Raw genomic sequence first — 24,261 nt, 5'->3', positions numbered from 1 at the left:
CGGCGATGAAGGGACCGCAGGTGGCCGGGCTGCTGCTGGCGGCCGGGCAGGGGTCGAGGCTGGGCACTCCGAAGGCGCTCGTCGAGTACGAGGGCGAGCGGCTGGTGGAGCGCGGGGTGCGGCTGCTGGAGGAGGGCGGCTGCCACCCCGTGGTGGTCGTGCTCGGCGCGGCCACCGTGCAGGTGCGCGGGGCGGTCGCGGTGCGCAACCCGGACTGGGCGTCCGGCATGGGCTCATCGCTGCGGGTGGGCCTGGCGGCGCTGCCGCCGGCGGCCGAGGCCGTGGTGATCGCCCTGGTGGACCAGCCGCTCATCAGGCCCGCGGCGGTGCGCGAGCTGATCGCCTCCGGGGCGCGGCTGGCCGTCGCCACCTACGGCGGCCGGCGACGCAACCCCGTCCTGGTGTCGCGCCGCGACTTCGCCGAGGTGGCCGAGCTGGCGGTCGGCGACGTGGGCGCCCGCGCGTTCATGCGGGCGCGTCCCGACCTGGTCACCGAGGTGCCGTGCGACGGGCTCGGCGACCCGGCCGACATCGACACCCCCGCCGACCTGGCGCTGCTCGACCCGGAAGGCGGCGCGCGGCCACCGGATCCGTCGGCGGTGTTCCGTTCCCCGGGCCGGGGGTGAAGGACCCACGCCGCCGCCCCGGCACGACGGCCTCCGCTCTCCACCGGGGTCGCCGTCCAGCCCCGGTTGCCCAGGTCGGAGCCCGCCTCACCCGTTCCGGGGACGCGGCGTCGGCACGCGCACCCGTTCGCGGGCGCGCGTGGCCGGCGCGGTGAGATCGGTGGCGAGCAGGCCGGCCACCGTGTACAGGTGCCAGACCAGTGGCGCCTTGGTGAGCCTGCCGCCGTCGAACAGCGCGGGCACCTTGTCCAGCCGGACGATCTCACCGAGCCCGGCCGACGACAGGATGGTGCGCCGCAGCTCCTCGGCGATCTCCCTGCCCGGCTCGACCCGCCAGTTCCACGGCTTGGCCTGCCTGGCCTGCTCGGCCTGCTTGGCCGCCGGCCGCTGCGCCTTGCTCCGCAGCCAGGCGAAGCGGCTCTGGGACGTGAACCGCCACGGCCCGCCCTCCAGCGGCACCCCGGCCAGCGCCGGCGCGAACGTCTTGATCAGCTTGTGGACCAGGCGCTCGGAGTGCCGGTAGGCGGGGTCGAGCCCGAGCGCGGCCGCGACCACCCGGTTGTCCAGGAACGGCTGGACGGGCGTCCCCCTGCGCAGCATGGCGGCGCGGGAGGCGGCGTGCCAGCGGCCCACCCGGAAGCGCACGTACAGGTGGTCGGGCACGTGCGGCGTGTCCGAGCGCCAGGCCAGCTCCTCCGCGTGGGCGTTGGCCGCGTCGGTGAACAGGGCGTGGTGGGCGAGGAACAGCGACCGGGTCCTGCGCCGCACCGCGGCGGGCGTGGCCTCCTCCATCCCGGACAGGAAGCCGCCGCGCAGGATCTCCCCGTTGTGCCCGCCGAGCGAGGGCCGCCTGCTGTAGGCGGCCTCGCCGGTGATGTTCTCGTAGGCCGACAGCATGCCCTCGCACACGCGCAGCACGTTCTGCACGCGGTCGGCGGGATGCGCCACCAGCAGCTCGCTGTCCGGCGTCCGGGGCGGAGCGTGCACCTCGTGCTCCACGCCGAGCGCCGCGGCCACCTGGCGGGCCACGACCACGTCGGGATGGTCGTCGAAGCCCGAGGTGACCGCGTGGAACGGGATGCCCGAGGCGTGCAGCAGCGCCGCCACCAGCCGGCTGTCCCTGCCGCCGGTGAGCGTCAGCCGTACCGGATCCGTGGTGTGGAGCAGCGGTTCCACCGCCGCCAGCATCCCTTCGCCGACCTGTTTCGCCCCGGTGCGGCTCTCGCCCTCGGGCAGCGGGTCGGTGGTGACGGTCAGCCGCTCACCCGCGACCAGCCGGGAGGAGGGCGGCAGCGACCGGACGTCAGCGTAGGGGGTCTCCTCCGACAGGAAATACCCCTGCCGGGCGATCGACTGCAGTGCCGCCACGTCGTGGCGGACGCCGCCGAAGGCCGCCAGCCGTACCAACAGGGCGCGGTTGCCGATCACGGAGAGCTCTCCCGTCTGCGCGTAGTAGACGGGGTCCGCGGGCGCGAGCGAGGTCGAGGCGCCGATGCCGTGCTCGTCGGCCTGGAAGGCGGCGAAGCACCCAGGCTCGCCGGCCGCCCGGCCGGACAGCGCGCGCGTCCGTCCCGGACGGTGCCCGGCTACGGCGGTGACGCCGCCGGGGGTGACGAACGGCTCCCAGTCCGGCTCGTTGGTCCAGGCCAGCAGGTGGACGCCGCCGTGTGAGGCCCGCCATTCCGCGGCGCGGATACGCTCGGGCGCGACGGGGAAGGCCGCCTCGATCGCGTCCCTGGCCCGCTGGACTGCCTGCCGTACGGCCTCACGCTGGTGCGGTTTGGCCGCCACGGCCAGAAGAACATTCATCGCCCCCCCGAGGTGCTGTCGCTCTCGTAGGTATCCGCCGTGGGGGCGATCTGCTTTCACGGGGCGCGTCAGAGGCGGCGCGTCAGAGGCGGCGCGTCAGAGGCGGAAGGAGGCGACGGCGGCGCGGTGGTCGCTGCCGGTGGCCGGCGCGACCCGCGCCTCGGTCGCCGTCATCCCCTTGTACAGGATGTGGTCGGGCCGGGTGATCGGGAACGACGACGGCCAGGTGAACCCGAACCCGTCGCCCGCCTCCCGCTGGGCGTCGGCCAGCGGCGGGACCAGGCCGTCCATGACCCGGTCGGTGCTGGCGGTGTTGAGGTCGCCGAGGAGCAGGATGCGCCGGCTGCGGTCGGCGTCGACGAGCCTGCGCGCGTGGGCGAAGGAGTCGTCGCGCGAGGCGGTGTGGCCGGGGCGGGCCGAGGCCAGGTGCATCACGTAGACGGTGACGTCGCCCTCCGGCGTGGCCGCCACCGCGCGCAGCGCGCGCGGCCAGCCCAGGCCGACGTCGATCGGCCGCGCGTCCTTCAGGGGGAACCGGCTCCACAGCCCCACGGTGCTGACCGTGTAGCGGTGCTTGAACATCTTGTTGAGCTGCTTGGCCGCCGGGCCGCCCGGGGTGAGCTCCTGCGCGGCCAGCAGGTCGAGTTTCTCGGCCACCACGCGTACGGCCTCGCCGGAGGCGTCGTTGGTGACGCCGACGTTCACCGTGCCGACAGACAGGTCGCTGCGCCCGCCGGGCGGCTCGGCCAGCGCCGTCGAGCCGAACATGGCGGCCCACACCAGCCCCGGCACCAGCGCCGCCACCGCCGCCGAACGCGACCGGGCCAGTGCCGCCAGCGCCAGCAGGAACGGCACCACGGCCCCCAGCCACGGCAGCAGGCTCTCCAGCACCGGGGTGAAGCCGCCTAAGGCGGGGATCAGCCGATGTCCGGCCAGGGCCGCGGACACCACCGCGGACAAGACGATCACAGTCCCCCTGAGCATCCCCACAGGCTAGCCGGTCGCGGGTCGGAGCGCCGACGCGCTAACCTGGTGCCGCCCACGAACGGAATAACATTCGGTTTCCCTACGCGGTCTCAGGAGCCCGGCATGCGCATCGGTATGGCACTCAACTACTCGGGCGGTTTCAAGGAGACGGTCGCCGAGCTGGCCGACTACGAGAAGGCCGGGCTGGACATCGTCTTCGTGGCCGAGGCCTACAGCTTCGACGCGGTCAGCCAGATGGGCTACATCGCGGCCAGGACCGAGCGGCTGGAGATCGCCTCCGGCATCCTGCCGATCTACTCGCGGACGCCGACCCTGCTCGCGATGACCGCCGCGGGCATGGACTACGTCTCCGACGGCCGCTTCACGCTCGGGCTCGGCGCCTCCGGCCCGCAGGTGATCGAGGGCTTCCACGGCGTGCCGTACACCGCCCCGCTGGGCCGTACGCGGGAGATCATCGAGATCTGCCGCACGGTGTGGCGGCGCGAGAAGGTGGAGCACCAGGGCCGGCACTACACACTGCCGCTGCCCGCCGACCAGGGGACCGGCCTCGGCAAGCCGCTCAAGCTCATCAACCACCCGGTGCGGCCGCGCATCCCCATCGTGGTGGCCGCCATCGGGCCGAAGAACGTCGAGCTGGCCGCCGAGCTGGCCGAGGGCTGGGAGCCGATCTTCTACATGCCCGAGAAGGCCGCCGACGTGTGGGGGGCCTCGCTGGCCGCCGGCAGGGCCATGCGCGATCCCGAGCTGGGGGAGCTGGACGTCATCGCGCAGGCGTCGCTGGCCGTCGGCGACGACGTGGCCGGTCTGCTGGAGCTGGGGCGCCCCATCGCGGCCCTCTACATCGGCGGCATGGGCGCCAAGGGCAGGAACTTCTACAACGACCTCGCCCGCCGCTACGGCTACGAGAAGGAGGCCGAGCGGATCCAGGAGCTCTACCTCGACGGCAAGAAGGACGAGGCGGCGGCGCTGGTGCCGCACGAGCTGCTGGAGAAGATGTCGCTCATCGGCAGCGAGGGCTTCGTCCGGGACCGGGTGCTGGCCATGAAGGAGTCGGGTGTGACGACCCTGAACGTCGCCCCGCTCGGCAGGACGCACGAGGAGCGGATCAGGCTCATCGAGCTGATCAAGGAGATCGCGTCCTGAGGCCTGGCTCCGCCGGGAGGTTGTGACGCTGATCACGTGAAATGCCGGAATGTTCCGGTACTGGCGGGCTGTTGGACCCACTCGTGAGGTTTTCCGTGGTCATCGTGCGGCTCGTGGAGCGGCTGCACATCGATCTCTGCCGCGTGCTGGGGTCTCTCTGTCGCTGATCGCGCCCTGACGCGCCGATCGCCCGACCCCGTCACCCGCACGCCCCGGCGTGCCGTACCTCACGAAGGTTTCCCTCTCCCGTGAAGAGATTCAGCTTCTCCCTGCAGTTGCTGCTGGGCCTCGCCGTCGGCGTGGCCCTCGGCTTCGCCGCCCGGATCTGGGACGTGGCCTGGCTCACCGAGACCCTGACCCGGGTCGGCCAGATCTTCGTCCAACTGCTCAAGCTCGCCGTGCCGCCCCTCGTCTTCACCGCCGTGCTGGTCAGCGTGGCCAACCTGCGCAACGTCAACGGCGCGGCCCGCCTGGCGACCAGGACGCTGCTGTGGTTCCTCGGCACCGCCGCCATCGCCGTGGCCATCGCCATCGGCATCGGCCTGCTCGTCGACCCCGGCAGGGGCGTCACGATCGACACCGGCGCGGCCAAGGCCGTCGACACCGAGGGCGCCGGCACCTGGCTCGACTTCGTCACCGGCATCCTGCCCACCAACGTCGTGACGGCGTTCACCGAGGTGAACGTCCTGCAGATCGTCTTCCTCGGCGCGGTCCTCGGCGCCGCGGCCCTCGCGGTCGGCGAGCCGGCCAAGCCGTTCCTCGACCTCGCCCGCTCCGTGCTGGAACTGGTGCAGAAGGCGCTGTGGTGGGTCATCCGCCTGGCACCCATCGGCACCGCCGGCCTCATCGGCAAGGCCGTGTCCAGCTACGGCTGGGACCTGCTGGCGCCGCTGGCCAAGTTCAGCGCGGCCGTCTACGTCGGCTGCTTCGTCGTGCTGCTGGCCGTCTACCCGGCGCTGCTCGCGTTCCGCGGCCGGGTCAGCCCGCTCACCTTCTACCGCAACGCCTGGCCGGCCATCGAGCTGGCGTTCGTCTCCCGCTCGTCCGTCGGCACGCTGCCGCTGACGCAGCGGGTCACGATCGAGCGCAACGGCGTGGACCGCGACTACGCCTCCTTCGCCGTGCCGTTCGGCGCCACCACCAAGATGGACGGCTGCGCGTCGATCTACCCGGCCCTGGCCGCGATCTTCGTCGCGCAGGTCTTCGGGGTGCCGCTCGGGGTGGGCGACTACCTGCTCATCGCCTTCGTCTCGGTCGTCGGCTCCGCCGCCACCGCCGGCCTGACGGGCGCGACAGTCATGCTCACGCTGACCCTGAGCACGCTCGGGCTGCCGCTGGAGGGTGTCGGCCTGCTGCTGGCCATCGACCCGATCCTCGACATGATCAGGACCGCGACGAACGTGGCCGGGCAGATGGTCGTGCCCGTGCTGGTGGCCCGCTCGGAGGGCCGCCTGGACGTGGCGACCTTCAACGCGCCGCCGCAGCCCCTCGACGACGAGCGGGCCGTGACCCCGCGGGCGCCGGAGCCGGTGGCGGTCTGACGCTCCGCGGCACGTGAGGACGGGAGCGCCCCGGCGCCCCGTCCTCACGCACGAGTGACCGCCTACGGGTTGTCGATGCCGATCCAGTTGACGTACCAGCCGTTGCTCTGCGCGTCGGCGGGCTCCAGGTGGGCGCCGTCGCTGCGTCGGACGTACAGGGTGAACCCGGTCGGGCTGGAGTTGTAGATGGCGTTGGTGCCCGACAGCAGCCAGTGGTGGGCGAGCCCGCCGATGGAGGCGGTGTAGACCGGCGTGCCGCCGAAGCGGGCCGAGCTGGTGTCCACCTCGATGCAGATCCCCGTGCCGTAGTAGTTCTGCCAGCCCTCGCCGGCCGGCGTGTGGCCCGAGGCGATCCGCTGGGTCACGTGGACCGTCGAGGGCGTCGGCGGCAGGGTGCTGTGCGGCTGGGGCTGCGGCCCGTCCATGGTCTCGTCCGGTCGTTGCTGAATGGACATGGTCCTCCTTCGGTCAGGCCCTCCATGATCATGACCTCGGAGTGACCGCCGTCGCGCGGGTGCGCCGGCGACCGCCATGGCGTGAGAGGACAGCGACGTTGCAGCACTGATCGTAATCGATTCGTGACTTTGAGTGTGGTAGTGCGGGGCGAGGCTCTCCGTGTCCTGCCGTTACGGCCGGGGTGGGCATGTGGCGTGGTTCTGGGGCCTATGGTTGATCGAAATGCCGTTTCTGAAGTAATTGGCGGAGATATGTCGGACCAGGCCCCGTCCATGATCGCTGGCCGCTACCGGCTCGATGAGCGCATCGGCAGCGGGCCGATGGGAGAAGTGTGGCGGGCCTACGACACGCGGGCCGACTGGACCGTGGCCGTGCGCGTGCTCGGCGCCGGGGCCGCCCGCGAGGTGCTCGAACGGCACGCCCAGGCCGTGGCCCGGGTCATCCACCCGAACGTCGCCATGGTGCTCGACGTGGGGGACGAGAACGGCACGCCGTACCTGGTGACCGAGTTCCTCACCGGCGAGAGCCTGGAGGAGGAGGCGGCCCGCGGCCCGCTGCCCGTCGTGGAGGCGTGCGACCTGGTCGGGCAGGCCGCCGCCGGCCTCGACGCGGCCCACCGGGCCGGCGTGGCGCACGGCGAGGTGGAGCCCGGCAGCTTCCGCCGCGCCGGCAGTGGCGTGCTGAAGGTCTCGGGGTTCGGGCCGGCCGGCCGGCCGCCCTCGCCCGGCCGGATCGCCTACACCGCCCCCGAGCGCCTCGACGGCCGCGCCGCCGAGGCGCCCGCCGACATGTACGCGCTCGGATGCGTCTGCTACGAGCTGCTGTGCGGCCGGCCGCCGTTCCAGGGCACCCCGGAGGAGATCGCCGCGGCGCACCGCGACGCCGAGCCCGAGCCGCCCAGCCGGCACCGCCGGGAGGTGCCCGCCGACCTGGACCGGCTGGTGCTCGCCCTGCTCGCCAAGGACCCCGCCACCCGGCCCTCCAACGGCGAGTCGGTACGCCGCACGCTGGCCGCCATCGCCCGGCCCCGGCCCGCGTCCCCCTCCCCGCAGGGACCGGTGGCGGCCGTTCCCGTGACGGGGGCGATGGCGGCGCAGGGCGGCCAGGCGGGCGCGGCCCCGCGGGCCGGCGACACCGCCGTCTTCGACCTGCCGCCCGACGGCCCCGACCCCGGCTCGAACCGGCGGCTGTTCCTCCAGCTCGGCGCCGCCCTGGCGGTGATCGCGGCCGTGACCGTCGGCCTGGTGCTGTGGGGCGGCTCGCGCGGCGAGCAGGCCGCCGCGCCCACCCCCTCCTCGACCCCGCCCTCGTTCACGCCCTCCTCGACGCCCGCCTCGTCGCCCTCGTCGCCCCCGTCGACACCCTCGTCGTCGCCCGAGCCCACCGCCCTGGCCGAGACCAGCGCGCCCCCGCCCAAGGCCACCCTCGGCGACTCGGTCCCGCGCGGCGGGTGGGAGACGTGGCTGCGCGCCTTCGACGACAACGTGACGACCGCCGAGACCATGGGCACCATCGAGCCGAGGACGGCGGCCAAGGCCCACGACAAGATCAGGGAGGCCGCCCGGAAGTTCCTCAAAGGGGAGGACGAAGCGGGCCGCGACCAGATCCGCCACGTCCTGCGCGACCTGGAGCGAGGCCAGCGCAAGGGCGAGGTGCCCACCACCGGCCCGCTGGCCGACTTCATGCGGGACTGGCGCCTTTAGGGCGTGTATCAAAAGTGGATCTTGAGGTGGGATGATCTTGGTTTGACAGACCGCGGGCTCGGGCGCTCGCGCGGTGGCCCGACCACCAAGCTGCACCTGGCCGTCGAGCAGGGCCACAAGCCCATGTCCATCGTGATCACGGTCGGGCGGCGGGGCGATTCCCCGCAGTTCGAGCCCGTCCTGAACAAGATCCGCGTCCTGCGTCCTGGGCCGGGCAGGCCCCGCACCCGGCCCGATCGCGTGCGCGCAGACAAGGCCGCCGAAGTTCGACCCCCAGGACCAGTTCGAAGCGAAGCCGTTCTGCTGTCAGCCAAGACTGTCGCGCCTCCGAAGGCATGAGCGACAGGATCGTCACATGCAGCCGATTTTCGTTCTCGTGCACAGCCCGTCCGTAGGCCCCTCGACCTGGCACCCTGTGGCCGAACACCTGGCGACGGCCGGATACCAGGTGCGGGTGCCGTCTCTGCTGCACATAGGCGCCGGCGCGCCCCCCTTCTGGCCCCGCGTCGTCGGCGCCGTCCGCGACGACCTCCGGCAGGTCCCGGCTGACAGCCCCGTCACGTTGGTGGCACACAGCAACGCGGGCCTGTTTCTCCCGGCGATTCGCTCGAGCCTCGACCATCCAGTGATCAGCTCCATCTTCGTCGATGCCGCGCTGCCGGCCCGGACCGGATCGACCCCTGTCGCCACACCCGACTTGCTGGAGTTCCTCCGCCCGATGGCGGTGAACGGCAGGCTGCCGCGCTGGACCGACTGGTGGGACGAGGCAGACGTCGCACCCATGTTCACCGATCCGACGATGCGGCAGACAGTCATCGAGGAGCAGCCCACTCTGCCGCTGTCCTACTACGAGCAGCACATCCCGGTCCCCGACGGCTGGGACGACCATCCCTGCTCCTACTTGCTGTTCGGCCCTCCGTATGACGACCTCGCCGACCAGGCGGGCGAACGCGGCTGGCGTGTTGCACACCTGCCTGGCGCACACCTCCATCAGATCATCGACCCTGCTGGCACCGCCCGTCACCTCGTCGAGCTCGCCCGTACAACTTGATCCGCATTCGATACACGTCCTAGCAGCCCAGCTTCGGTGGCGGTCCTGAACAGGCGCTCGGCGCGTGGGCGGGACAGTCGGCCGCCGGATCCCTGCGCTCAACCGCGTTCCGCGGTGACGGTGGCGCCGGGCGGGACGTCCCGGGTGATGTCGGGACCGCCGGGGAAACGGGCGGTCCACCGGTACGTCACCTGCTCGGACAGGTTGGTGAGCGTGGTGGCGTGCTCGCCGTCGTGCCGCACGGCCACGCTGCCCTCGCCGATCCGGATGCCGGAGACGGCAACCCAGCCGATCTCCGCCGGCAGCCTCGACACCGTGGTCAGCGCGTTCTCCGGCGCGTTCGGCCGGACCCCGAGCAGACCCTCCACCACCTGACTCACCAGGGTGAAGGAGACCTCCGGGTAGTCCCCGTTGAGCCCGCCGGCCACATGCCGGGCCGTCCGGGCGTGGAAGATCTCCCGCATCCACCGCCAGGCGGTCTGCGGCCTGCCGTGGCGGAAGAAGACGTCGGGCAGGTACGTCCACGCCTCGACGTTCTTCGGCCGCTCCGGACCGCTCGCTTGCGCGTCGATGTAGTCGAGGTGGGCCGGGTCGTCGCGCAGGCCCTTCAGGGGCGTGAACCAGCTGTTCTCCGCGCCCCACCCGGTGACGGGCCGGCCGTCGAAGGTGAAGCCTCGGGCGCCGTTCCACTCTTGCTCGTAATGGCGGCGCACCTTCGCGGCCAGCGCCTCGAACCTCTCGCCGTCATCGCCGCGGGCCCTGGCCAGCTCCGCCATCGCCAGGTGGGCGGCGTACTGTGCGGCGATGCCGTCACCGGCCACCGCGAGCGGCTCGCCGCTCAGCTCGTTGTAGCTCGCGGTGCCCTCGAAGATGCCCGTCCCCTGGGCGGTCGCGGGCAGCGCGATCGCGTTGGCGCAGTAGTCGCGCAGCACGGGGTCGTGGACATAGGCGTGGTCGCCGGTCCAGCGATAGAGCGCCGCCACGCACTCCACGAGCTCGAAGACCGCCGGCACCTCCCTGACGAACTCGTCAGGAGCGCGGTAGTCGATCGACAGGTAGGAGCCGTCGAAGTTGAACGCCCACACCGGGCGGTGGCCGTGCTCCTCCGTGGCGGAGGCGGCGAAGCAGCGCAGCATCGCCAGGTTGGCCTCGGCCAGGCCGAGCAGGTGCGCGCCTGCCGCCTGATGGACGAAGTCGCGGGCGTAGAAGCCGCTGCGGTGCGCGTACCCGGCCCAGTAGGAGGGCAGGTAGAGGCCCTCACCGCTGCCATGCGGGTGCCGCTCGTCGACATTCACCGGGCCGCGCGTCCCGCCGGGATGGGCCCAGCGCAGCGCGCGGTCGCGTGCCCATGCGAACATCGCCACGAGCTCGTCGTGGCCGGAGTCGAGATGCATTCACGGTCCTAGGCTTGAGCGGATCACCAGCTCGCCGGGGAGCATGAGCCCCGCCTGCGGGGTGACGCCGTCTTCGATGATCTGCAGGAGGCGGCCGATCAGCGCCTCGGCGATGCGGCGCAGCGGCAGCCGTACCGTGGTCAGCGCCGGTTGGAGGAAGGCGGTGATCGGCAGGTCGTCGAAGGCGGCCACGGCCAGGTCTCCGCCGATCTCCAGCCCTTGTGCGCGTGCCGCCGTGTAGACGCCGAGCGCGAGCCAGTCACCGCCGGCGATGATCGCGGTGGGCCGGTTGCGGCCGGCCAGTTGGTCGCGGGTGGCCGTGACGATCTCGCCCGGATCGTCGCCCGGCACCGAGTACACCTGTCCGGCCAGGCCATGGCGGCGCACGCCGGCCAGGAACCCGTCGCGCCGGTCGTCCATCCACGGCTGCCCGGAGGTGGAGGCCAGGAAGGCCACCCGCCGGTGCCCTCTGGCCGCGACCAGGCCGACCAGGTCGATCACCGCCTGCACGCTGTCGACGTCCACCCAGGACTGCGGCTGGTCGGGCAGGGTTCTGCCGAAGGCGGCGAACGGGAAGCCCGTGCTGGTCAGATGGGCCACGCGAGGGTCGTCGCGCAGTATGTCCGACAGCAGGAACCCGTCCACGCTCCGCGCGGCGATCAGCTCGTCGAGCGCCTGCTCCTGACTCTGGCCCGGTCGTGGGCGCACCAGCAGGATGCGGTAGCCCGCCTCGCCTGACGCCGCCACGACCGCTTCGAGGAAGCCGCCCATCAGGGGGTTGGGGTTGGCCGGGTCGTCCACCGGTGTCGGGTAGGCGATGATCCGACGGGTGCCCGACTTCAGGCTGCGTGCCGACTGGTCGGGCCGGTAGCCGAGCTTGTCGATGACGGCGGAGACGCGCTCCAGCGTCTCGGCCTTCAGCCGGTGCGGCGCGTTGAGGGCGTTGGAGATCGTCTGGCGGGACACGCCGGCCGCTCGCGCGACGTCCTCGATGGTGACCCCGCGCTCACGCGGCCGGCGTGCCGTCACTCAGTCCCTCCTCAGCGTGAGCAGGCCGCCCATGGGCACCTCGACGAGGCAGATCCCGGACTCCAGCGCGAGTGTGGCCGTTCGGACCAGGGCACCGCCGCAGTCGTGGACCTCGACGTGCGCCGAGCCGGTGCCGAGCAGGACGACCCGCGGGTCGGAGTCGGCGTTGGCGATGAGGAGTTCGCCGGAGTCGGGCACCTCGACGGGCAGGGGTGCGTAGCGGGCGACGATCGTGGTGCGCTCGTCGCGGGCCCGCACGAGCGGGTAGCCGTGCTCGGGCTGCTCCGGCTCCAGTGTCCCCAGTTGCAGCGTGCCCAGGTGCCGGCGGAAGATCCCCAGCCAGAACCGGATCGCGGCGAGCTGGTCGGGGCGTTGCGCCGCCAGGTCGACCGAGATCTGCGGAACCGAGAACAGCGCGTTGATCAGGTGCACGGCCACCTGTTCCGCCGGCTCGTCGGGATGCCAGAGGATCATGTCGGAGTGCACCGCCACAGGACCGGCGGTGAGCCGTAGGTCGACCGTCCGCTGCCGGTTCTCCTGTGAGCTGAGCGGGCAGTCAACCGCTCTGATCATGTTGGCGTACGGCCACAGCCCGGGACTGGTGTAAGGCTGGCGGTGCTCGATCAGCACCTCCGGCTTGGTGAGGCGGAGCCGGGCGTCCAGGTCGTGCAGCAGCCGCCTGACTCCTTCGTCCACATCCACGCAGTCAGCTCCCGCGCCGGGCGCCAGGTCGCCGCCCGGGGTCGCGAAGCGGTCCACGAAGTCGATCTTCAGGCCGTCCATGCCCCAGGTCTCGACGGCCTGGGCGAGCCGATCGATGAGGAATTCGCGGACCTCAGGATAACGCGGATCCAGGACGGCGGCGTCCATGTGGTCGAGGTAGCGCAGGAACCTGCCCGTGAAGCGTTCGAAGGCGGTGTTGTGTTTGCCGACGAACGGCAGCGCGTACCAGAGCAGGTAGGCCATGCCGAGCTCACGCACCCTAGCCACATGTCGCGAAATGTCGGGAAAGGTGGCCGGGTTCGGCTCCCAATCGCCGCAGAACGCGTACCCGCGCGCCCGGTCGGCGGTCTGCCAGCCGTCGTCCACGATGATCGTCTCGCAGCCCAGCTCCTTGGCCAGCTTCGCCTGGAACTCCACGGACTCGGCGGAGACGTTCTGGTGCATGCTGTACCACGTCGAGTAGGCCGGCAACCGGGCGCGGTCCGGCGTGGCAGGCAGGTCGCCCGCCTCGTCCCGCCACCAGGCCGCCACGCCGGTCACCGCCGCGGAGAACGGCCGCTCCGAAAGGTCCAGCCGGATCCGCAGCCCCTCGCCGTGCAGGGTGAAGACGAACTCGCCGGTCTCCTCCATCACCCCGCCGGTGAAGCTCACCCGGGACACCGGCTCGGCCAGGCCGACCGTGCAGACGTTGGCCCCGTTCGTGCCGATGAGGGAGACCACCGGCGAGCCCGCGGTCAGCCTCGACGTCAGCGGAGCGGTCCAGATCGGCGGCACCCAGCGGGTGCCGCCCACGGGCGTCCAGAACGCACTGACGTTCACGCACGGCACCCGCCACTGCGCGGCTGTGGCGCCTGGCGCGTCGATCAGCCAGATGCCGTCGGAGACCTGCGTCACCGCCGCATCGGCCGCCCCGGCCATGGCCAGTTCGACCGCGCCGGCCCGTACCAGGGTCGTCTCGCCGAGCGCGTACGGCTCCCAGACCTGCATGCTTATCCTTTCGTGGCACCGGCCAGCAGGCCGGAGATGAACTGTTTCTGGAGGATGAGGAAGAGCACCATCATGGGCAGCGAGGAGATGGCGGTGCCCACCATGACCTGGCCGAAGTCTGTCCTCGCCAGCCCCTGCAGAGTGGCCAGCGCGACGGGCAGGGTGTACATCTCCGGCGTGCGCAACGCGATCAGCGGCCACAGGAAGTCGTTCCACGCGCCGAGGAAGAGGAAGACGGCCAGCGCCGCCAGGACCGGGCGCATGACAGGGATCACCACCCGCCAGAGCACCCGCAGCTCGCCCGCTCCGTCGACCCGGGCGGCGTCGAGCAGCTCGTCCGGGACGGCCAGCAGCGACTGGCGCATCAGGAAGATGCCGAAGGGCACCGACAGGCTCGGCAGGATCAGGGCCGGGAAGCTGTCGATCAGCCCGATGTCGTTCATCATCTCGAAGATCGGGATGATGGTCACGCCGCCGGGGATGACCAGCGTCGACAGCAGCAGCACGAAGAAGAGGTCGCGCCCGGCGAACCGGAACTTGGCGAAGGCGTACCCGGCCAGCAGCGACACCACGATCGCGCCCGCCGTCTGCGCGACCGCGACGAAGAGCGTGTTGCCCAGCACGTTGACCAGCCCGATCGACTCCTCCAGCTTCGCCGTGTTGGCCGCGAGCTGGTCGCCGGGGTAGAACTTCGGGGGCCAGGAGAAGATGTCGGAGTTGGCGTGCGTGGCCGCCATGGCCAGCCAGTAGAACGGGCCGACGCACAGCCCGAACACCGCGGCGAGCACGAAGGTGAGTGTCCAGCCCTTCATCGTTTCTGCATCCTCATCTGCGCGATCCCGAATCCGGCCACGATCAGCGTGAGCGCGTAGGCGATCGCCGCGGCATAGCCGAAGTCGAAGTAGCGGAAGCCGTTCTGGTACAGGTACAGCGAGATCGTCAGGGTCGAGTTGTCCGGCCCGCCGCCGGTCAGCACGAACGGCTCGTCGAACAGTTGCAGGGTGCCGATCGTGGACAGCACCACGGTCAACAGCAGGATCGGCCGCAACTGGGGGACCGTGATCGACCAGAACCTGCGGGCCGAACCGGCGCCGTCCACCATGGCGGCCTCGTAGAGATCCTTGGGGATGCTCTGCAGGCCGGCCAGGTAGATCACCGCGTTGTAGCCGGTGTAGTGCCAGGTGAGCGCGATGACGATGGCGATGCGGGCCCAGAACGGGCTGCCCAGCCAGTCGATCGGGTCGACCCCGAAGAGGCTGAGCAGCCAGTTGAGCAGTCCCGCGTCCTTGCGCAGGATCACCGAGAACATCACGCCGTAGGCGACCAGACCGGTCAGCGACGGCATGAAGACGCCCAGCCGCCACAGGCCACGCAGCCGGACGAGCGGCGAGTTGAGCCCGAGCGCCAGCAGCAGCGCGAGCAGCAGCATGATCGGGACCTGGACGACCAGGATCAGCCCGGTGTTCCCCAGCGAGGTCCAGAACAGCGGGTCGTTCACCAGCCGCACGTAGTTGTCCAGCCCGACGAAGCTGCGCGCCGCGCCCGCGCCGGTGGTCAGGCTGATGTACATGGCGGCCAGGATCGGATAGGCCTTGAACACCATGAAGCCCACCAGCGCGGGAAGGACCAGCAGGTAGGGGACGTTCCGCTTGGTGACGAACGAGCGCCTGGGCACCGTCATCCGCCCGGGCCGCGGCAGGGTGAGCGTCATCCCGCGAGCTTCCTGTTCGTCTGCTGGGCCAGCAGCGTGGCGGCCTCGGTCAGCGCCGCGGCCGGGTCGGCGCCCTTGAGCAGGACCTTCGTCTGCGCGTCACTGGCGATCTTCAGCGCCCTGGCGTAGTCGCCCGAGTAGTAGGTGGCGTCGGCGCCCTCGGTGAGGGCGTCCACGAAGGTCTTGAGCGCGGGCTGGTCGCCGAAGTAGGGCTGCGGCGCGGCGAAGGCCGGATCAGAGTAGGCCTCGGTCAGCGCGGGGAAGACGCCGCCCTCCTTGAAGGCCTTGGTGACGACGCCGGGCTTGGTCAGCGCGTACTCGACGAACTTGAAGGCCTCCGACTGGTGCGGGCTGGTCCCGGAGATCGACAGATGGGTCGAGTTGACGATCGCGGTGCGCTTGCCACCCGCCGTTGCCGCGGGGGGCTGCATGACCCGCCACAGGCCCTTCTGCTCGGGCCGCATCTCGGGGATGTAGCTGACCGCCCAGGCCGCCCAGGGCAGCACGGCCAGCTTGCCGCCGCTGATGAGTTGCTTGGCGGTGTTCTCGCCGGAGGTGTCCGCGACGATGCCCGCGTCGTTCATCTTCTTGATGAGGGTCATCGCCTGGACGGCGGGTGAGGAGGAGAGCGTGACCTCGCCCTGCTGGTTGAAGTAGAAGGCGCCCTGCTGCTGGAGCAGCGACTGGAAGAAGTCCATGTCCGCGCCGCCGGCCGCGGGCTTGTTCAGCCCGATGAGGAAGGCCCCGGTCTTCTCCTTGAGCGTCTTGCCCGCCTCGATGGCGTCGTCCCAGGTCTGGATCTTCTCCGGATCGATGCCCGCCTTCCTGAACAGGTCCGCGCGGTAGAAGAAGCCGACCGGGTTGACCTCCCAGGGCATCGCGTAGACGCCGCCGTCCTTGCCGGTCACCGTGGGCCACAGACCCTCGGCGAAGGCGTCCTTGTAGCTGTCGGCGCCCAGCTTGCGCAGGTCGGCCAGGCCGCCGGGGAACTTGTCCATGTATCCGGGCAGGTAGTCGACGCCGATGTGCAGCACGTCGGCCAGACCTTTGCCGCCCGCGGCCATGGCGATGGTGATCTTGTCCCAGATGGCCGGGTTGCCGACCGCCTGGACGTCGACCTTGATGCCGGGATGGGTCTGCTCGAAGTCCTTGGCGACGGCGGCCAGGCCGTCGGAGGCGGGCTTCCAGCTCCAGACGGTGATCTTGACGGGCCCGCTGCCCTTCTCGGACGCCCCGCCGCCGCCACAGGCGGCGAGGGCGAGCGTGGCGGTGAGGGCGAGCGCCAGGGCTCCACGACGGTTGATCATGTGGGTGTTTCCCTTCAGGGGGTGAGTGCTTCGCGCAGCCGGTCGGCGGTGTCGACGGGGGTGGTGGCGTGCGGGGAGAGCCGGATCCAGCCACCGCGCAGCGTGGTGGTGAGCCCGGCGGCGCCGAGTGCCGCGTGGGTGCTCGCGGGGTCACGGCCAGGCAGTCGTACGCGCGCGATCCCGGCCGGCTCGGTGGGGACGAGGACCTCGGCGCCCGCGGTCCTGGCGGCGTCCAGCAGATGCGCCAGGGTTCGAGCGATCTGCCGGGCGATGTTGCCTTCTCCGGCGGAGAGCACCAGGTCGATGGCGGCTCCCAGTGCGGCGACGGCGGTCAGGTCGGGGTTGGTGGCCGTGTGCGCGACGGCTCCCGCCAGGGGCGGCGTGGGATGCCGGGCCCCGAACGGATCCCGCACGCCCGCCCAGCCGCCGAGGCCGGGCGTCAGGCGGTCGGCCACCCGGTCGCGGATGAGCAGCAGCGCCGCGCCCCAGCCCGCCCGCAGCCACTTCTGCCCGCCGCAGGCGAGCACGTCCGCCGCCGCCACCTCCAGCGGCACCGCGCCGAGGCCCTGGACGGCGTCCACCACCAGCAGCCGGTCCTCGCCCAGCACCTCCTTCAGCGCGCCCAGCGGGGCGCGGTGGCCGGTCGTGGCGTCCACCGCGCTGACGGCGAGCGCCCTGACGTCGTCGTCGAGGTGCTCACGCAGGACGTCGGGGGTGATCGCCGCGGAGTCGACCCAGCGTGGCCGAAGGCCGCCGCGTTCCTGGAACCGCAGCCATGGGTAGACGTTGGCGGGGAACTCTCCTCTGGGGACGAGCACCACGCCGCCGTCCAGCCCTGCCGCGGCGGCGAAGAGCGCGTGGCTGGTGGAGGAGACGAAGGCCACCTCATGCGGGGCGCAGCTCAGCAGGCGGGCCGCGGCGGCGCGTGCGCCGCTCGCCGCGAGCTCCAGTCCGGTGAGCGCTGCGGACGGATCACGCGCCAGCAACTCCGCGGCCCGGGCGACGGTCCGGGTGACAGCCAGCGAGGGTGGCCCGATCCGGGCGAAGTCAAGGTATCCGGCTGGTTCCTGGAACTGGCTTAAGTAGGTATTTTGAACGTTCAAACCAGCTCCGAACAGGTGAAATGGCGCACTGGGAGGAGGCGGTAGCGGGCATATCGCTGACCTACCGGGGCAAACACTATTTGAGCGTTCATATCGTGTGCAAGAGGCAGTTCGCCGCGAGGTGGCGCGGCGGACATCTCGACCCACTCGGCGTCCACGTGGCCGCGACCGCGGCCCGCGCCTCGGCCAGGCGCATGACGTAGCCGCCCTCAGGGCCGGCGCGCGTACATTGACGCCATGACCATCCACCCCGAACGCCACCCCGAACGCCACCCCGAACGGCGGGCCAGGCTCACGGCCATGCTGGCCGCTCACCAGGTCGAGGCGCTGCTCGTCACCTCCCGCGTCAACGTCCGCTACCTCACCGGGCTCGACAGCTCCAACGCCGCCGTCCTGGTCCGGGCCGACGGGTCGGCGCTGCTGGCCACCGACAACCGCTACATCGGCAAGACGCGCGCCCTCGACGTGGACGCCGTCGAGGCGGCCGACGTGGCCGCCCGGCTCGCCGTCCCGGGCGCCGGCATCGAGTCCGCGCACATGACCGTGGCGACGTTCCAGCGGCTGGGACAGGGGCTGGTGCCGCTGCCGCCGCTGGTCGAACTGCTGCGGACGGTCAAGGACGACGAGGAGCTGGACCACCTCCGCACGGCCTGCGCGATCGCCGACCAGGCGTTCGCCGACCTGACCGGCGGGGGCGGCATCAGGCCCGGCGTGACCGAACGCGAGGTCGCCCGGCTCCTCGAGACCCGCATGGCCGAACTGGGCGCCGACGCGCCCGCCTTCGACAGCATCGTCGCCGCCGGGGAGAACGGCGCCATCCCGCACCACGCCCCCACCGGCAGGCCGTTGCGCGCCGGCGACCTGGTCACGCTCGACTTCGGCGCCCGCCACCGGGGCTACCACTCCGACATGACCCGAACCGTCTGCCTGGGCGAGCCCGCGGCCTGGCAGCGCGAGCTCTACGACCTCGTCGCCACCGCCCAGCGCGCGGGCCGCGAGGCGCTCGCGCCGGGTGCCGAGGCCAAGGAGGTCGACGCCGCCGCCCGCTCCGTCATCGAGGCGGCGGGACACGGCGACCACTTCCGGCACGGCCTCGGACACGGCGTCGGCCTGGAGATCCACGAGGAGCCGTTCCTGGGCCCTTCGCGGACCGGTAAACTAGAGGATCGAGTTCCGATCACCGTCGAGCCGGGGGTCTATCTACCCGGGCAGGGCGGCGTTCGCATCGAGGACACCCTCGTGACACGTGAGGGCGAGCCGGAACTCCTCACGAAGACGACCAAGGAGCTGCTCGTCCTTTAGAGCGGCCGCACGCGGGAGATGACGAGTGGCGACGACCAACGACCTCAAGAACGGCATGGTGCTGAGGCTCGACGGCGGTGAGCTGTGGGCCGTTGTGGAGTTCCAGCACGTCAAGCCGGGCAAGGGCGGCGCGTTCGTCCGCACCAAGCTCAAGAATGTGCTGTCCGGAAAGGTCGTCGACAAGACCTTCAACGCCGGCGTGAAGGTCGACGTGGCCAACGTCGACAAGCGCGAGATGCAGTACTCCTACCGTGACGGCGACGACTTCGTCTTCATGGACACCGAGACCTACGACATGGTCAACGTGCCCGCCGGCACCGTGGGCGACGCCGCCAACTACATGCTGGAGAACACCCTGGCCACCGTCGCCTTCAACGAGGGCGCGGCGCTCTACGTCGACCTGCCCGCCGCCGTCGAGCTGACCATCGCCAACACCGAGCCGGGCCTGCAGGGCGACCGCTCCACCGGCGGCACCAAGCCCGCCACGCTGGAGACCGGCGCCGAGATCAAGGTGCCGCTGTTCATCACGACCGGTGAGCGGGTCAAGGTCGACACGCGCAGCGGCGAGTACCTCGGCCGGGCCTGAGTGTCGGCCCGGGGCAAAGCACGCAGGCGCGCGCTCGACATCCTCTTCGAGTCCGAACTCCGCGGCGAGGACCCCTTGCGGATCCTCGCCGAGCGCGTCGAGCGCAAGGAGCCGCCGGTCAACGAATACACCTCGGCCATCGTCGAGGGCGTCGCCCGGCACCAGGTCCGCATCGACGAGCTGATCACCACCTACTCCGAGGGCTGGAGCCTCGACCGCATGCCGGCCGTGGACCGCAACCTGCTGCGCGGCGGCACCTACGAGCTGCTGTGGATGCCCGACGTGCCCGAGGGCGTCGTCATCAGCGAGTGGGTGCACCTGGCCGGCGAGCTGTCCACGGACGAGTCGCCGCAGTTCGTCAACGGGCTGCTGGCCCGCTTCAAGCAGCTCAAGCCCAGCCTGACGCTCTGAGCCGGGGCGGGCGGCCGCAGCCGCCCGGTTGACCTTGACGCGACGTCAACGTGTCTCATGGGGACCGTCACCCCTACGGCCCCAAGGAGACACCGTGCTGCTCAGGACGGCCCGCGCCGCCCTCTACGTCGTGCCACCCCTCGAACTCCTGCTCCTCGTCATGCTCGCCGCCGGCGTGCCGCTGCCCACCCCGGTGCTCGTGGCGGCCGAGACGGGGGTGGCCGCCGTGCTCGCGCTCGAACTGCTCGTCGCCCGCCGGCTGTTCCGCGCCGAACGGCGAGGCGGCGCCGGACGGCGCGTCGCGCTGTCGGCGACCGTCGCCCACCTGGTGCCCCCGCTGGTGCGCCGGCTGCTGGAACTGGAGGTCCGGGGCCTGGCCGCCATCGCGCTGTTCGCGGTGCGCCGCCGGCCCGCCGTGCCGCCCGGCGCCGTCGCGGCGCCGTACGCCCGCGAACAGGCCCCGATGCTGCTGGTCATGCTGTTCCTCATGGTCGTGGAGACCGCGGGCATCGACCTGCTCCTCGTGTCGCTGGACGTGCCCGCCGTGGCACGCGTCACGGTGCTCGTGCTCGACGTGTACGGCATCGTCTTCGCCCTGGCCCTCGGCGCGTCCTGCGCGCTGCGGCCGCACGTCGTGTCGGCCGGGGAGCTGCGCGTCAGGTTCGGCGAGTATCTGGACGCGCGCGTGCCCCGCGCGCTGATCTCCTCGGTCCGGCAGGTGCGCAACTACAACGAGGGCGGCATGGTGTCCGTGGCGGACGACAGGCTCGTCGTCGCGGTGTCGTCGCAGACCAACGTGGTCGTCGAGCTGGCCGGGCCGGTCACCGTGGTGCGCCCCCTCGGCGGCCGCGCCGAGGTGCGCTCGATCCGCTTCTTCGCCGACGACCCCGCCGCCGTCGTACGCGCCCTGCGCGCGCCGGCCGTCACGGCCTGAGCAGCCTCCTGGGGGCGCGCAGCCGCCAGGCGTCCGTCAGCAGCTCTGCCAGCTCGTCGCGGTCCACCGCGGCGAACCGCACCAGCACCACCGCGTGCCCGTCGTAGTGCGGCGTGGTGAAGAACGCCTCGGGCTTGGCCGCCACCAGCTCCCGCTTGTGCTCCTCGCTGGGGCAGGGTACGGCCAGCACGTCGCCCTCCTCCCTGATCCGGGCGAACCATCTGCCACCCACGTAGAAGGCGGGCGTCCCGTACATGGGACGCTCAGCGGTGCCCGGCAGTGCCAGCGCCTCATGGCGCACGTCGTCCTCGCTGATCACCTCCTCATCCTCGCCCGCCGCATGGCCGCGCGGCAATGGGACGCGGACACCCCTCGGCCGGTGTGGGGCAGGCCCCGACGGCGTAGGCTGGGGCGGGTTCGAGGAGCAAGAAGGAGGCGAGCCCACGTTGCGTGCTGAAGGCGTCACGAGGACCCCGGCGGTGCGGACGGCCGTCGTCTGGGAGGCGCTGCTGGCCCAGCTGACCGAGCTGGCCGCGGCCACCGGGCGTGACCGGCTCGACATCGTCGACGCCGGCGGCGGCACCGGCGGGTTCGCCGTGCCGCTGGCCGAGCGGGGCCACACCGTCACCGTGGTCGATCCCAGCCCCGACTCGCTGGCCGCGCTGGAGCGCCGCGCCAAGGAGAAGGGCGTGGGCGTGCGCGCGCTCCAGGGCGACGCCGCCGACCTCGCCGAGCTGCTCGACGGCGGCTGCGCCGACCTGGTGCTCTGCCACAGCGTGCTGGAGTACGTCGAGGACCCGCTCGGCGCGATGACCGCCGTCGCCGGGTTGCTGCGCCCCGGCGGCGCGGTCAGCGTGCTCGCCGCCAACCCGGTCGCCAGCGCCATCCACCGCGCGCTCGCCGGCCACTTCGACGAGGCCAGGGCCGCCCTCGCCGATCCTCGGGGCTCCTGGGGCGACCGCGACCCCACCCCGCGCCGCTACACCGCCGAGACCCTCGCCGAGCTGCTGCGGGCGGCGGGCCTGACGGTGGGCGCCGTCCACGGCGTGCGCGTCTTCGCCGACCTGGTGCCCAGCCGCCTGGTCGACGGTGAGCCGGGCGCGGCCGAGGCGCTGGTGGCCTTGGAGAAGGCCGCCGCCACCCATCAGGTGCTGCGCGACCTCGCCACACAGCTGCACGTCTTCGGCCACCGGGGCTGACTTGTAGAACGCGTGTTCGGATAGGATCGCAGTCGTGTCCCGCAAGCAGATCACCGGCATCGGCCCCGCTCCGCGGACCGGGGGCGATGACAGCGGCTGCCCGATCCTCCACGTCGACATGGACGCCTTCTTCGCCAGCGTCGAGCTGCTCGACCGGCCGGAGCTGCGGGGCCGGCCGGTGATCGTGGGCTCGCCCGCGGGGCGCGGCGTGGTGCTCAGCGCCACCTACGAGGCCAGGGCCCACGGCGTGCACTCGGCGATGCCCATGTCCCGGGCGCGCCGGCTCTGCCCGCAGGCGACCGTCATCCCGCCCAGCCACGGCAAGTACTCCGAGGTCTCCCGCGGCGTCATGGAGATCTTCCACTCGATCACCCCGCTGGTCGAGCCGATCGCCTCCGACGAGGCGTTCCTCGACGTGGGAGGGGCGAGGCGGCGGCTGGGCCCGCCCGGCGCGATCGCCGCGATGATCAGGGCCCAGGTGTGGGAGCGCTACGGCATCACCTGCTCGGTGGGGGTGGCGAGCAGCAAGTTCGTGGCGAAGCTCGCCTCCAAGCAGTGCAAACCCGACGGGCTGCTGGTGGTGCCCGCCGGCGAGGTCGTGGCCTTCCTCCATCCGCTGCCCGTCTCCGCCCTCTGGGGAGTCGGCGAGCGCACCGAGCAGGCCCTGGTCCGCCTCGGCATCCGCACCGTGGGTGACCTGGCCCGCGTCCCGCCCGCGACCCTCCAGCGCGAGCTGGGGCAGGCGGTGGGCGGCCACCTGGCCGCGCTGGCCTGGGGGAGTGACGAGCGGCCGGTGACCGCGCACGTCCCCGACAAGAGCATCGGCAACGAGGAGACGTTCGCCGCCGACGTCGACGACCCCGAGGTGATCCGGCGCGAGCTGCTGCGCCTGTCGGAGAAGGTGGCCGCCCGGATGCGCAGCGGCGGCCACGTGGGCAGGACGGTGAGCGTGAAGCTCCGCCGGGCGGACTTCTCGACCATCACCAGGTCGCGCACCCTCAAGGAGCCGACCGACGTGGCCCAGGAGATCTACGTCACCGCCTGCGAGCTCTTCGAGGCGGCCGGGCTGCAACGGGTGCGGCTGCGCCTCGTCGGCGTCAGGATGGAAAACCTGCGGGCCGCCGACTCCGCGTCACATCAGCTCGCTCTGGGTGAGCGCGAGACCGGGTGGCGGGAGGCCGAGCGGGCCATGGACAAGGCGATCCGGAGATTCGGTCCGGATGCGGTGCTCCCGGCGTCGCTTGTACGCGCCAGACTTGATGAAATGGAGGCATGACGCGGATGTCGCGACTTGGGGGGAGTGGTGTGGTGATGCACCACAATGGAGCCATGACGTCACCTCCGGTTTGGTCTGCGTTGGACGTTTGCTTTCGCCTACGTCTACAGCCTCGTATTCTGGGGATAACCGACCGCGAGGTTCGGACACCCCGTGTCGTCCGTTGCCGTCTTCCCCGTCCTGGGGCCGTCCTTGGGAGGCGCCGTGCCGCTCTCTGAGCACGAGCAGCGCTTGCTCGACCAGATCGAGCAGGCCCTCTACGCCGAGGACCCGAAGTGGGCCAACACCGTAAGGATCAGTGACCCGCGCAGCCACTACAAGCGTCGCCTGATCAAGGCCTCCATCGGCTTTGCTCTCGGCGTCGTCCTGCTGATGGTCGGCGTGGTGATCAACCTGATTCCGCTCGGCGTCGGCGGTTTCGTGGTCATGCTCGCCGCGTGTCTGTGGGGTCTGTCGAGCTGGAAACGTATGAACGGGTTCGGTGACGCGTCGTCCCCGGCCCCCGGCGCGCCCGTGGCGGGCAAGCAGTCGCGCCGCCAGCGCGGCACCTTCATGGAACGGATGGAGGAGCGCTGGCGTCGTCGTCACGACGAGCGCTGACCTCGCCCTTCCGCACCCACGGCGACGGATCGGCCGGCATCCCTCGGACGCCGGCCGGACGGGCCTGACCCCTGCCCCCGCCCAGCGGCGCCCGCCGGGCGGCCGGCCGGGCGCCGCCCAGGCCACTCGCACGGCCGTCCTGCCCGCACGACAGCGTCCGGTGGCATGGACGGACACCCGGACGACCGAGGCCGAGAGACCGGCCCCCACGGACCCCGACCTCCAACGGACACCGGATCGCCCGACGACCCCAGCCTGGAACGACCGTGGGGGCGCCCCCCCCCCGGGGGCGGGCGCCCCGGGGGGGCCGGGCGCCGGCGCCCCCCGGGGGGGCCCCCCTGCCGCGCCCCCCCCCGGGTTCCGCCCCGGCGCAAACCGCCCCC

At 71.9% G+C, this 24,261-nt stretch carries 25 protein-coding genes; 14 read left to right on the top strand and 11 right to left on the bottom strand.

Going from position 1 to position 24,261, the window contains the following annotated elements; translation table 11 throughout:
• The first annotated feature begins 5 nt into the window (after nt 1-5).
• Nucleotides 6-626 carry an NTP transferase domain-containing protein gene (locus tag ACGF0J_RS24720; protein WP_393149335.1) on the top strand — a complete coding sequence of 207 codons (621 nt, stop codon included), beginning with the start codon at nt 6-8 and terminating at the stop codon, nt 624-626.
• Between the two features lie 87 nt (nt 627-713).
• Here the strand turns inward: ACGF0J_RS24720 and ACGF0J_RS24715 are convergent, their stop codons facing one another.
• Together ACGF0J_RS24715 and ACGF0J_RS24710 are read right to left on the bottom strand one after the other, a co-directional pair.
• Nucleotides 714-2,435, bottom strand: a complete 1,722-nt coding sequence (locus ACGF0J_RS24715; protein ID WP_393149334.1) for an asparagine synthase-related protein — start codon at nt 2,433-2,435, stop codon at nt 714-716.
• A gap of 96 nt (nt 2,436-2,531) precedes the next feature.
• On the bottom strand, nt 2,532-3,419 hold the full coding sequence (locus ACGF0J_RS24710) for an endonuclease/exonuclease/phosphatase family protein (RefSeq protein ID WP_393149333.1): 888 nt from the start codon (nt 3,417-3,419) through the stop codon (nt 2,532-2,534).
• 105 nt (nt 3,420-3,524) lie between these two features.
• On the opposite strand from ACGF0J_RS24710, the gene ACGF0J_RS24705 reads away from it, so the two are divergent.
• The 3 genes from ACGF0J_RS24705 to ACGF0J_RS24695 all read left to right on the top strand — a co-directional run bounded on the left by ACGF0J_RS24705 (nt 3,525) and on the right by ACGF0J_RS24695 (nt 6,106).
• Nucleotides 3,525-4,565, top strand: a complete 1,041-nt coding sequence (locus tag ACGF0J_RS24705) for an LLM class F420-dependent oxidoreductase (RefSeq protein ID WP_393149332.1) — start codon at nt 3,525-3,527, stop codon at nt 4,563-4,565.
• 41 nt (nt 4,566-4,606) lie between these two features.
• Entirely contained in the window at nt 4,607-4,732 is a 126-nt protein-coding gene (locus tag ACGF0J_RS24700; protein ID WP_393149331.1) for a putative leader peptide, read from the top strand.
• An 81-nt stretch (nt 4,733-4,813) separates the two neighbouring features.
• Nucleotides 4,814-6,106: a dicarboxylate/amino acid:cation symporter gene (locus ACGF0J_RS24695; protein ID WP_393149330.1), complete on the top strand. Its 1,293-nt coding sequence runs from the start codon at nt 4,814-4,816 to the stop codon at nt 6,104-6,106.
• 62 nt (nt 6,107-6,168) lie between these two features.
• On the opposite strand, the gene ACGF0J_RS24690 is transcribed toward ACGF0J_RS24695, so the two are convergent.
• A complete protein-coding gene (locus tag ACGF0J_RS24690; protein WP_393149329.1) occupies nt 6,169-6,561 on the bottom strand; it encodes a hypothetical protein in 393 nt (130 codons plus the stop codon).
• A gap of 273 nt (nt 6,562-6,834) precedes the next feature.
• Here ACGF0J_RS24690 and ACGF0J_RS24685 point away from each other — a divergent pair, with 273 nt between their 5' ends.
• The 3 genes from ACGF0J_RS24685 to ACGF0J_RS24675 are packed head-to-tail and all read left to right on the top strand — an operon-like array spanning nt 6,835 to nt 9,316.
• Complete coding sequence (locus tag ACGF0J_RS24685; protein ID WP_393149328.1) at nt 6,835-8,265, top strand: serine/threonine-protein kinase; 1,431 nt, start codon at nt 6,835-6,837, stop codon at nt 8,263-8,265.
• Between the two features lie 3 nt (nt 8,266-8,268).
• Complete coding sequence (locus ACGF0J_RS24680) at nt 8,269-8,604, top strand: transposase (RefSeq protein WP_393149327.1); 336 nt, start codon at nt 8,269-8,271, stop codon at nt 8,602-8,604.
• A 16-nt stretch (nt 8,605-8,620) separates the two neighbouring features.
• On the top strand, nt 8,621-9,316 hold the full coding sequence (locus ACGF0J_RS24675) for an alpha/beta hydrolase (protein ID WP_393149326.1): 696 nt from the start codon (nt 8,621-8,623) through the stop codon (nt 9,314-9,316).
• Between the two features lie 98 nt (nt 9,317-9,414).
• Here the strand turns inward: ACGF0J_RS24675 and ACGF0J_RS24670 are convergent, their stop codons facing one another.
• The 7 genes from ACGF0J_RS24670 to ACGF0J_RS24640 are packed head-to-tail and all read right to left on the bottom strand — an operon-like array spanning nt 9,415 to nt 17,570.
• Nucleotides 9,415-10,710 (bottom strand): hypothetical protein, encoded by a 1,296-nt coding sequence (locus tag ACGF0J_RS24670; RefSeq protein ID WP_393149325.1) that lies wholly within the window; start codon nt 10,708-10,710, stop codon nt 9,415-9,417.
• The gene (locus tag ACGF0J_RS24665; RefSeq protein WP_393149324.1) at nt 10,711-11,739 is read right to left on the bottom strand and encodes a LacI family DNA-binding transcriptional regulator; all 1,029 of its coding nucleotides are present in this window, start codon (nt 11,737-11,739) and stop codon (nt 10,711-10,713) included. It abuts the gene before it with no gap.
• Nucleotides 11,740-13,449: a glycoside hydrolase family 36 protein gene (locus tag ACGF0J_RS24660; protein WP_393149323.1), complete on the bottom strand. Its 1,710-nt coding sequence runs from the start codon at nt 13,447-13,449 to the stop codon at nt 11,740-11,742.
• A 2-nt stretch (nt 13,450-13,451) separates the two neighbouring features.
• Entirely contained in the window at nt 13,452-14,261 is an 810-nt protein-coding gene (locus ACGF0J_RS24655) for a carbohydrate ABC transporter permease (RefSeq protein WP_393149322.1), read from the bottom strand.
• Entirely contained in the window at nt 14,258-15,160 is a 903-nt protein-coding gene (locus ACGF0J_RS24650; protein WP_393149321.1) for a carbohydrate ABC transporter permease, read from the bottom strand. Before ACGF0J_RS24650 ends, ACGF0J_RS24655 begins: the two co-directional genes overlap by 4 nt.
• Nucleotides 15,157-16,467 carry an ABC transporter substrate-binding protein gene (locus ACGF0J_RS24645; protein WP_393149320.1) on the bottom strand — a complete coding sequence of 437 codons (1,311 nt, stop codon included), beginning with the start codon at nt 16,465-16,467 and terminating at the stop codon, nt 15,157-15,159. The genes ACGF0J_RS24650 and ACGF0J_RS24645 overlap by 4 nt, the downstream gene beginning before the upstream one ends.
• 14 nt (nt 16,468-16,481) lie before the next feature.
• Complete coding sequence (locus ACGF0J_RS24640) at nt 16,482-17,570, bottom strand: aminotransferase class V-fold PLP-dependent enzyme (RefSeq protein WP_393149319.1); 1,089 nt, start codon at nt 17,568-17,570, stop codon at nt 16,482-16,484.
• A 237-nt stretch (nt 17,571-17,807) separates the two neighbouring features.
• On the opposite strand from ACGF0J_RS24640, the gene ACGF0J_RS24635 reads away from it, so the two are divergent.
• From ACGF0J_RS24635 to ACGF0J_RS24620, 4 genes are all read left to right on the top strand, one after another.
• Entirely contained in the window at nt 17,808-18,872 is a 1,065-nt protein-coding gene (locus ACGF0J_RS24635) for a M24 family metallopeptidase (protein ID WP_393149318.1), read from the top strand.
• A 25-nt stretch (nt 18,873-18,897) separates the two neighbouring features.
• A complete protein-coding gene (gene efp / locus ACGF0J_RS24630; RefSeq protein ID WP_101783018.1) occupies nt 18,898-19,458 on the top strand; it encodes an elongation factor P in 561 nt (186 codons plus the stop codon).
• On the top strand, nt 19,459-19,869 hold the full coding sequence (gene nusB / locus ACGF0J_RS24625) for a transcription antitermination factor NusB (RefSeq protein ID WP_393149317.1): 411 nt from the start codon (nt 19,459-19,461) through the stop codon (nt 19,867-19,869). It abuts the gene before it with no gap.
• A 94-nt stretch (nt 19,870-19,963) separates the two neighbouring features.
• Nucleotides 19,964-20,803: a hypothetical protein gene (locus ACGF0J_RS24620; protein ID WP_393149316.1), complete on the top strand. Its 840-nt coding sequence runs from the start codon at nt 19,964-19,966 to the stop codon at nt 20,801-20,803.
• On the opposite strand, the gene ACGF0J_RS24615 is transcribed toward ACGF0J_RS24620, so the two are convergent.
• A complete protein-coding gene (locus tag ACGF0J_RS24615) occupies nt 20,793-21,122 on the bottom strand; it encodes an MmcQ/YjbR family DNA-binding protein (protein ID WP_393149315.1) in 330 nt (109 codons plus the stop codon). The genes ACGF0J_RS24620 and ACGF0J_RS24615 overlap by 11 nt on opposite strands.
• Before the next feature lie 127 nt (nt 21,123-21,249).
• On the opposite strand from ACGF0J_RS24615, the gene ACGF0J_RS24610 reads away from it, so the two are divergent.
• The 3 genes from ACGF0J_RS24610 (at nt 21,250) to ACGF0J_RS24600 (ending at nt 23,878) form a co-directional block, all read left to right on the top strand.
• Nucleotides 21,250-22,002, top strand: a complete 753-nt coding sequence (locus tag ACGF0J_RS24610) for a methyltransferase domain-containing protein (RefSeq protein WP_393149314.1) — start codon at nt 21,250-21,252, stop codon at nt 22,000-22,002.
• Between the two features lie 34 nt (nt 22,003-22,036).
• Nucleotides 22,037-23,278, top strand: coding sequence for a DNA polymerase IV (gene dinB / locus ACGF0J_RS24605; RefSeq protein WP_393149313.1), 1,242 nt, complete (start codon nt 22,037-22,039; stop codon nt 23,276-23,278).
• Nucleotides 23,279-23,482: 204 nt separating this feature from the next.
• Entirely contained in the window at nt 23,483-23,878 is a 396-nt protein-coding gene (locus tag ACGF0J_RS24600; RefSeq protein ID WP_393149312.1) for a DUF3040 domain-containing protein, read from the top strand.
• Nucleotides 23,879-24,261: the final 383 nt, after the last annotated feature.

This window comes from Nonomuraea sp. NPDC047897, from assembly GCF_043204415.1.
Classification (GTDB): Bacteria; Actinomycetota; Actinomycetes; order Streptosporangiales; family Streptosporangiaceae; genus Nonomuraea.
The sequence above is the reverse complement of the archived record's forward strand: the minus strand, read 5'-3'. Positions and strand labels throughout refer to the sequence as shown.

Coding starts and splice junctions, on each gene's coding strand:
- ACGF0J_RS24720 (WP_393149335.1), top strand. CDS start 6: ATGAAGGGACCGCAGGTGGCCGGGCTGCTGCTGGCGGCCGGGCAGGGG.
- ACGF0J_RS24715 (WP_393149334.1), bottom strand. CDS start 2,435: ATGAATGTTCTTCTGGCCGTGGCGGCCAAACCGCACCAGCGTGAGGCC.
- ACGF0J_RS24710 (WP_393149333.1), bottom strand. CDS start 3,419: ATGCTCAGGGGGACTGTGATCGTCTTGTCCGCGGTGGTGTCCGCGGCC.
- ACGF0J_RS24705 (WP_393149332.1), top strand. CDS start 3,525: ATGCGCATCGGTATGGCACTCAACTACTCGGGCGGTTTCAAGGAGACG.
- ACGF0J_RS24700 (WP_393149331.1), top strand. CDS start 4,607: ATGCCGGAATGTTCCGGTACTGGCGGGCTGTTGGACCCACTCGTGAGG.
- ACGF0J_RS24690 (WP_393149329.1), bottom strand. CDS start 6,561: ATGTCCATTCAGCAACGACCGGACGAGACCATGGACGGGCCGCAGCCC.
- ACGF0J_RS24685 (WP_393149328.1), top strand. CDS start 6,835: ATGATCGCTGGCCGCTACCGGCTCGATGAGCGCATCGGCAGCGGGCCG.
- ACGF0J_RS24675 (WP_393149326.1), top strand. CDS start 8,621: ATGCAGCCGATTTTCGTTCTCGTGCACAGCCCGTCCGTAGGCCCCTCG.
- ACGF0J_RS24670 (WP_393149325.1), bottom strand. CDS start 10,710: ATGCATCTCGACTCCGGCCACGACGAGCTCGTGGCGATGTTCGCATGG.
- ACGF0J_RS24660 (WP_393149323.1), bottom strand. CDS start 13,449: ATGCAGGTCTGGGAGCCGTACGCGCTCGGCGAGACGACCCTGGTACGG.
- ACGF0J_RS24655 (WP_393149322.1), bottom strand. CDS start 14,261: ATGAAGGGCTGGACACTCACCTTCGTGCTCGCCGCGGTGTTCGGGCTG.
- ACGF0J_RS24650 (WP_393149321.1), bottom strand. CDS start 15,160: ATGACGCTCACCCTGCCGCGGCCCGGGCGGATGACGGTGCCCAGGCGC.
- ACGF0J_RS24645 (WP_393149320.1), bottom strand. CDS start 16,467: ATGATCAACCGTCGTGGAGCCCTGGCGCTCGCCCTCACCGCCACGCTC.
- ACGF0J_RS24635 (WP_393149318.1), top strand. CDS start 17,808: ATGACCATCCACCCCGAACGCCACCCCGAACGCCACCCCGAACGGCGG.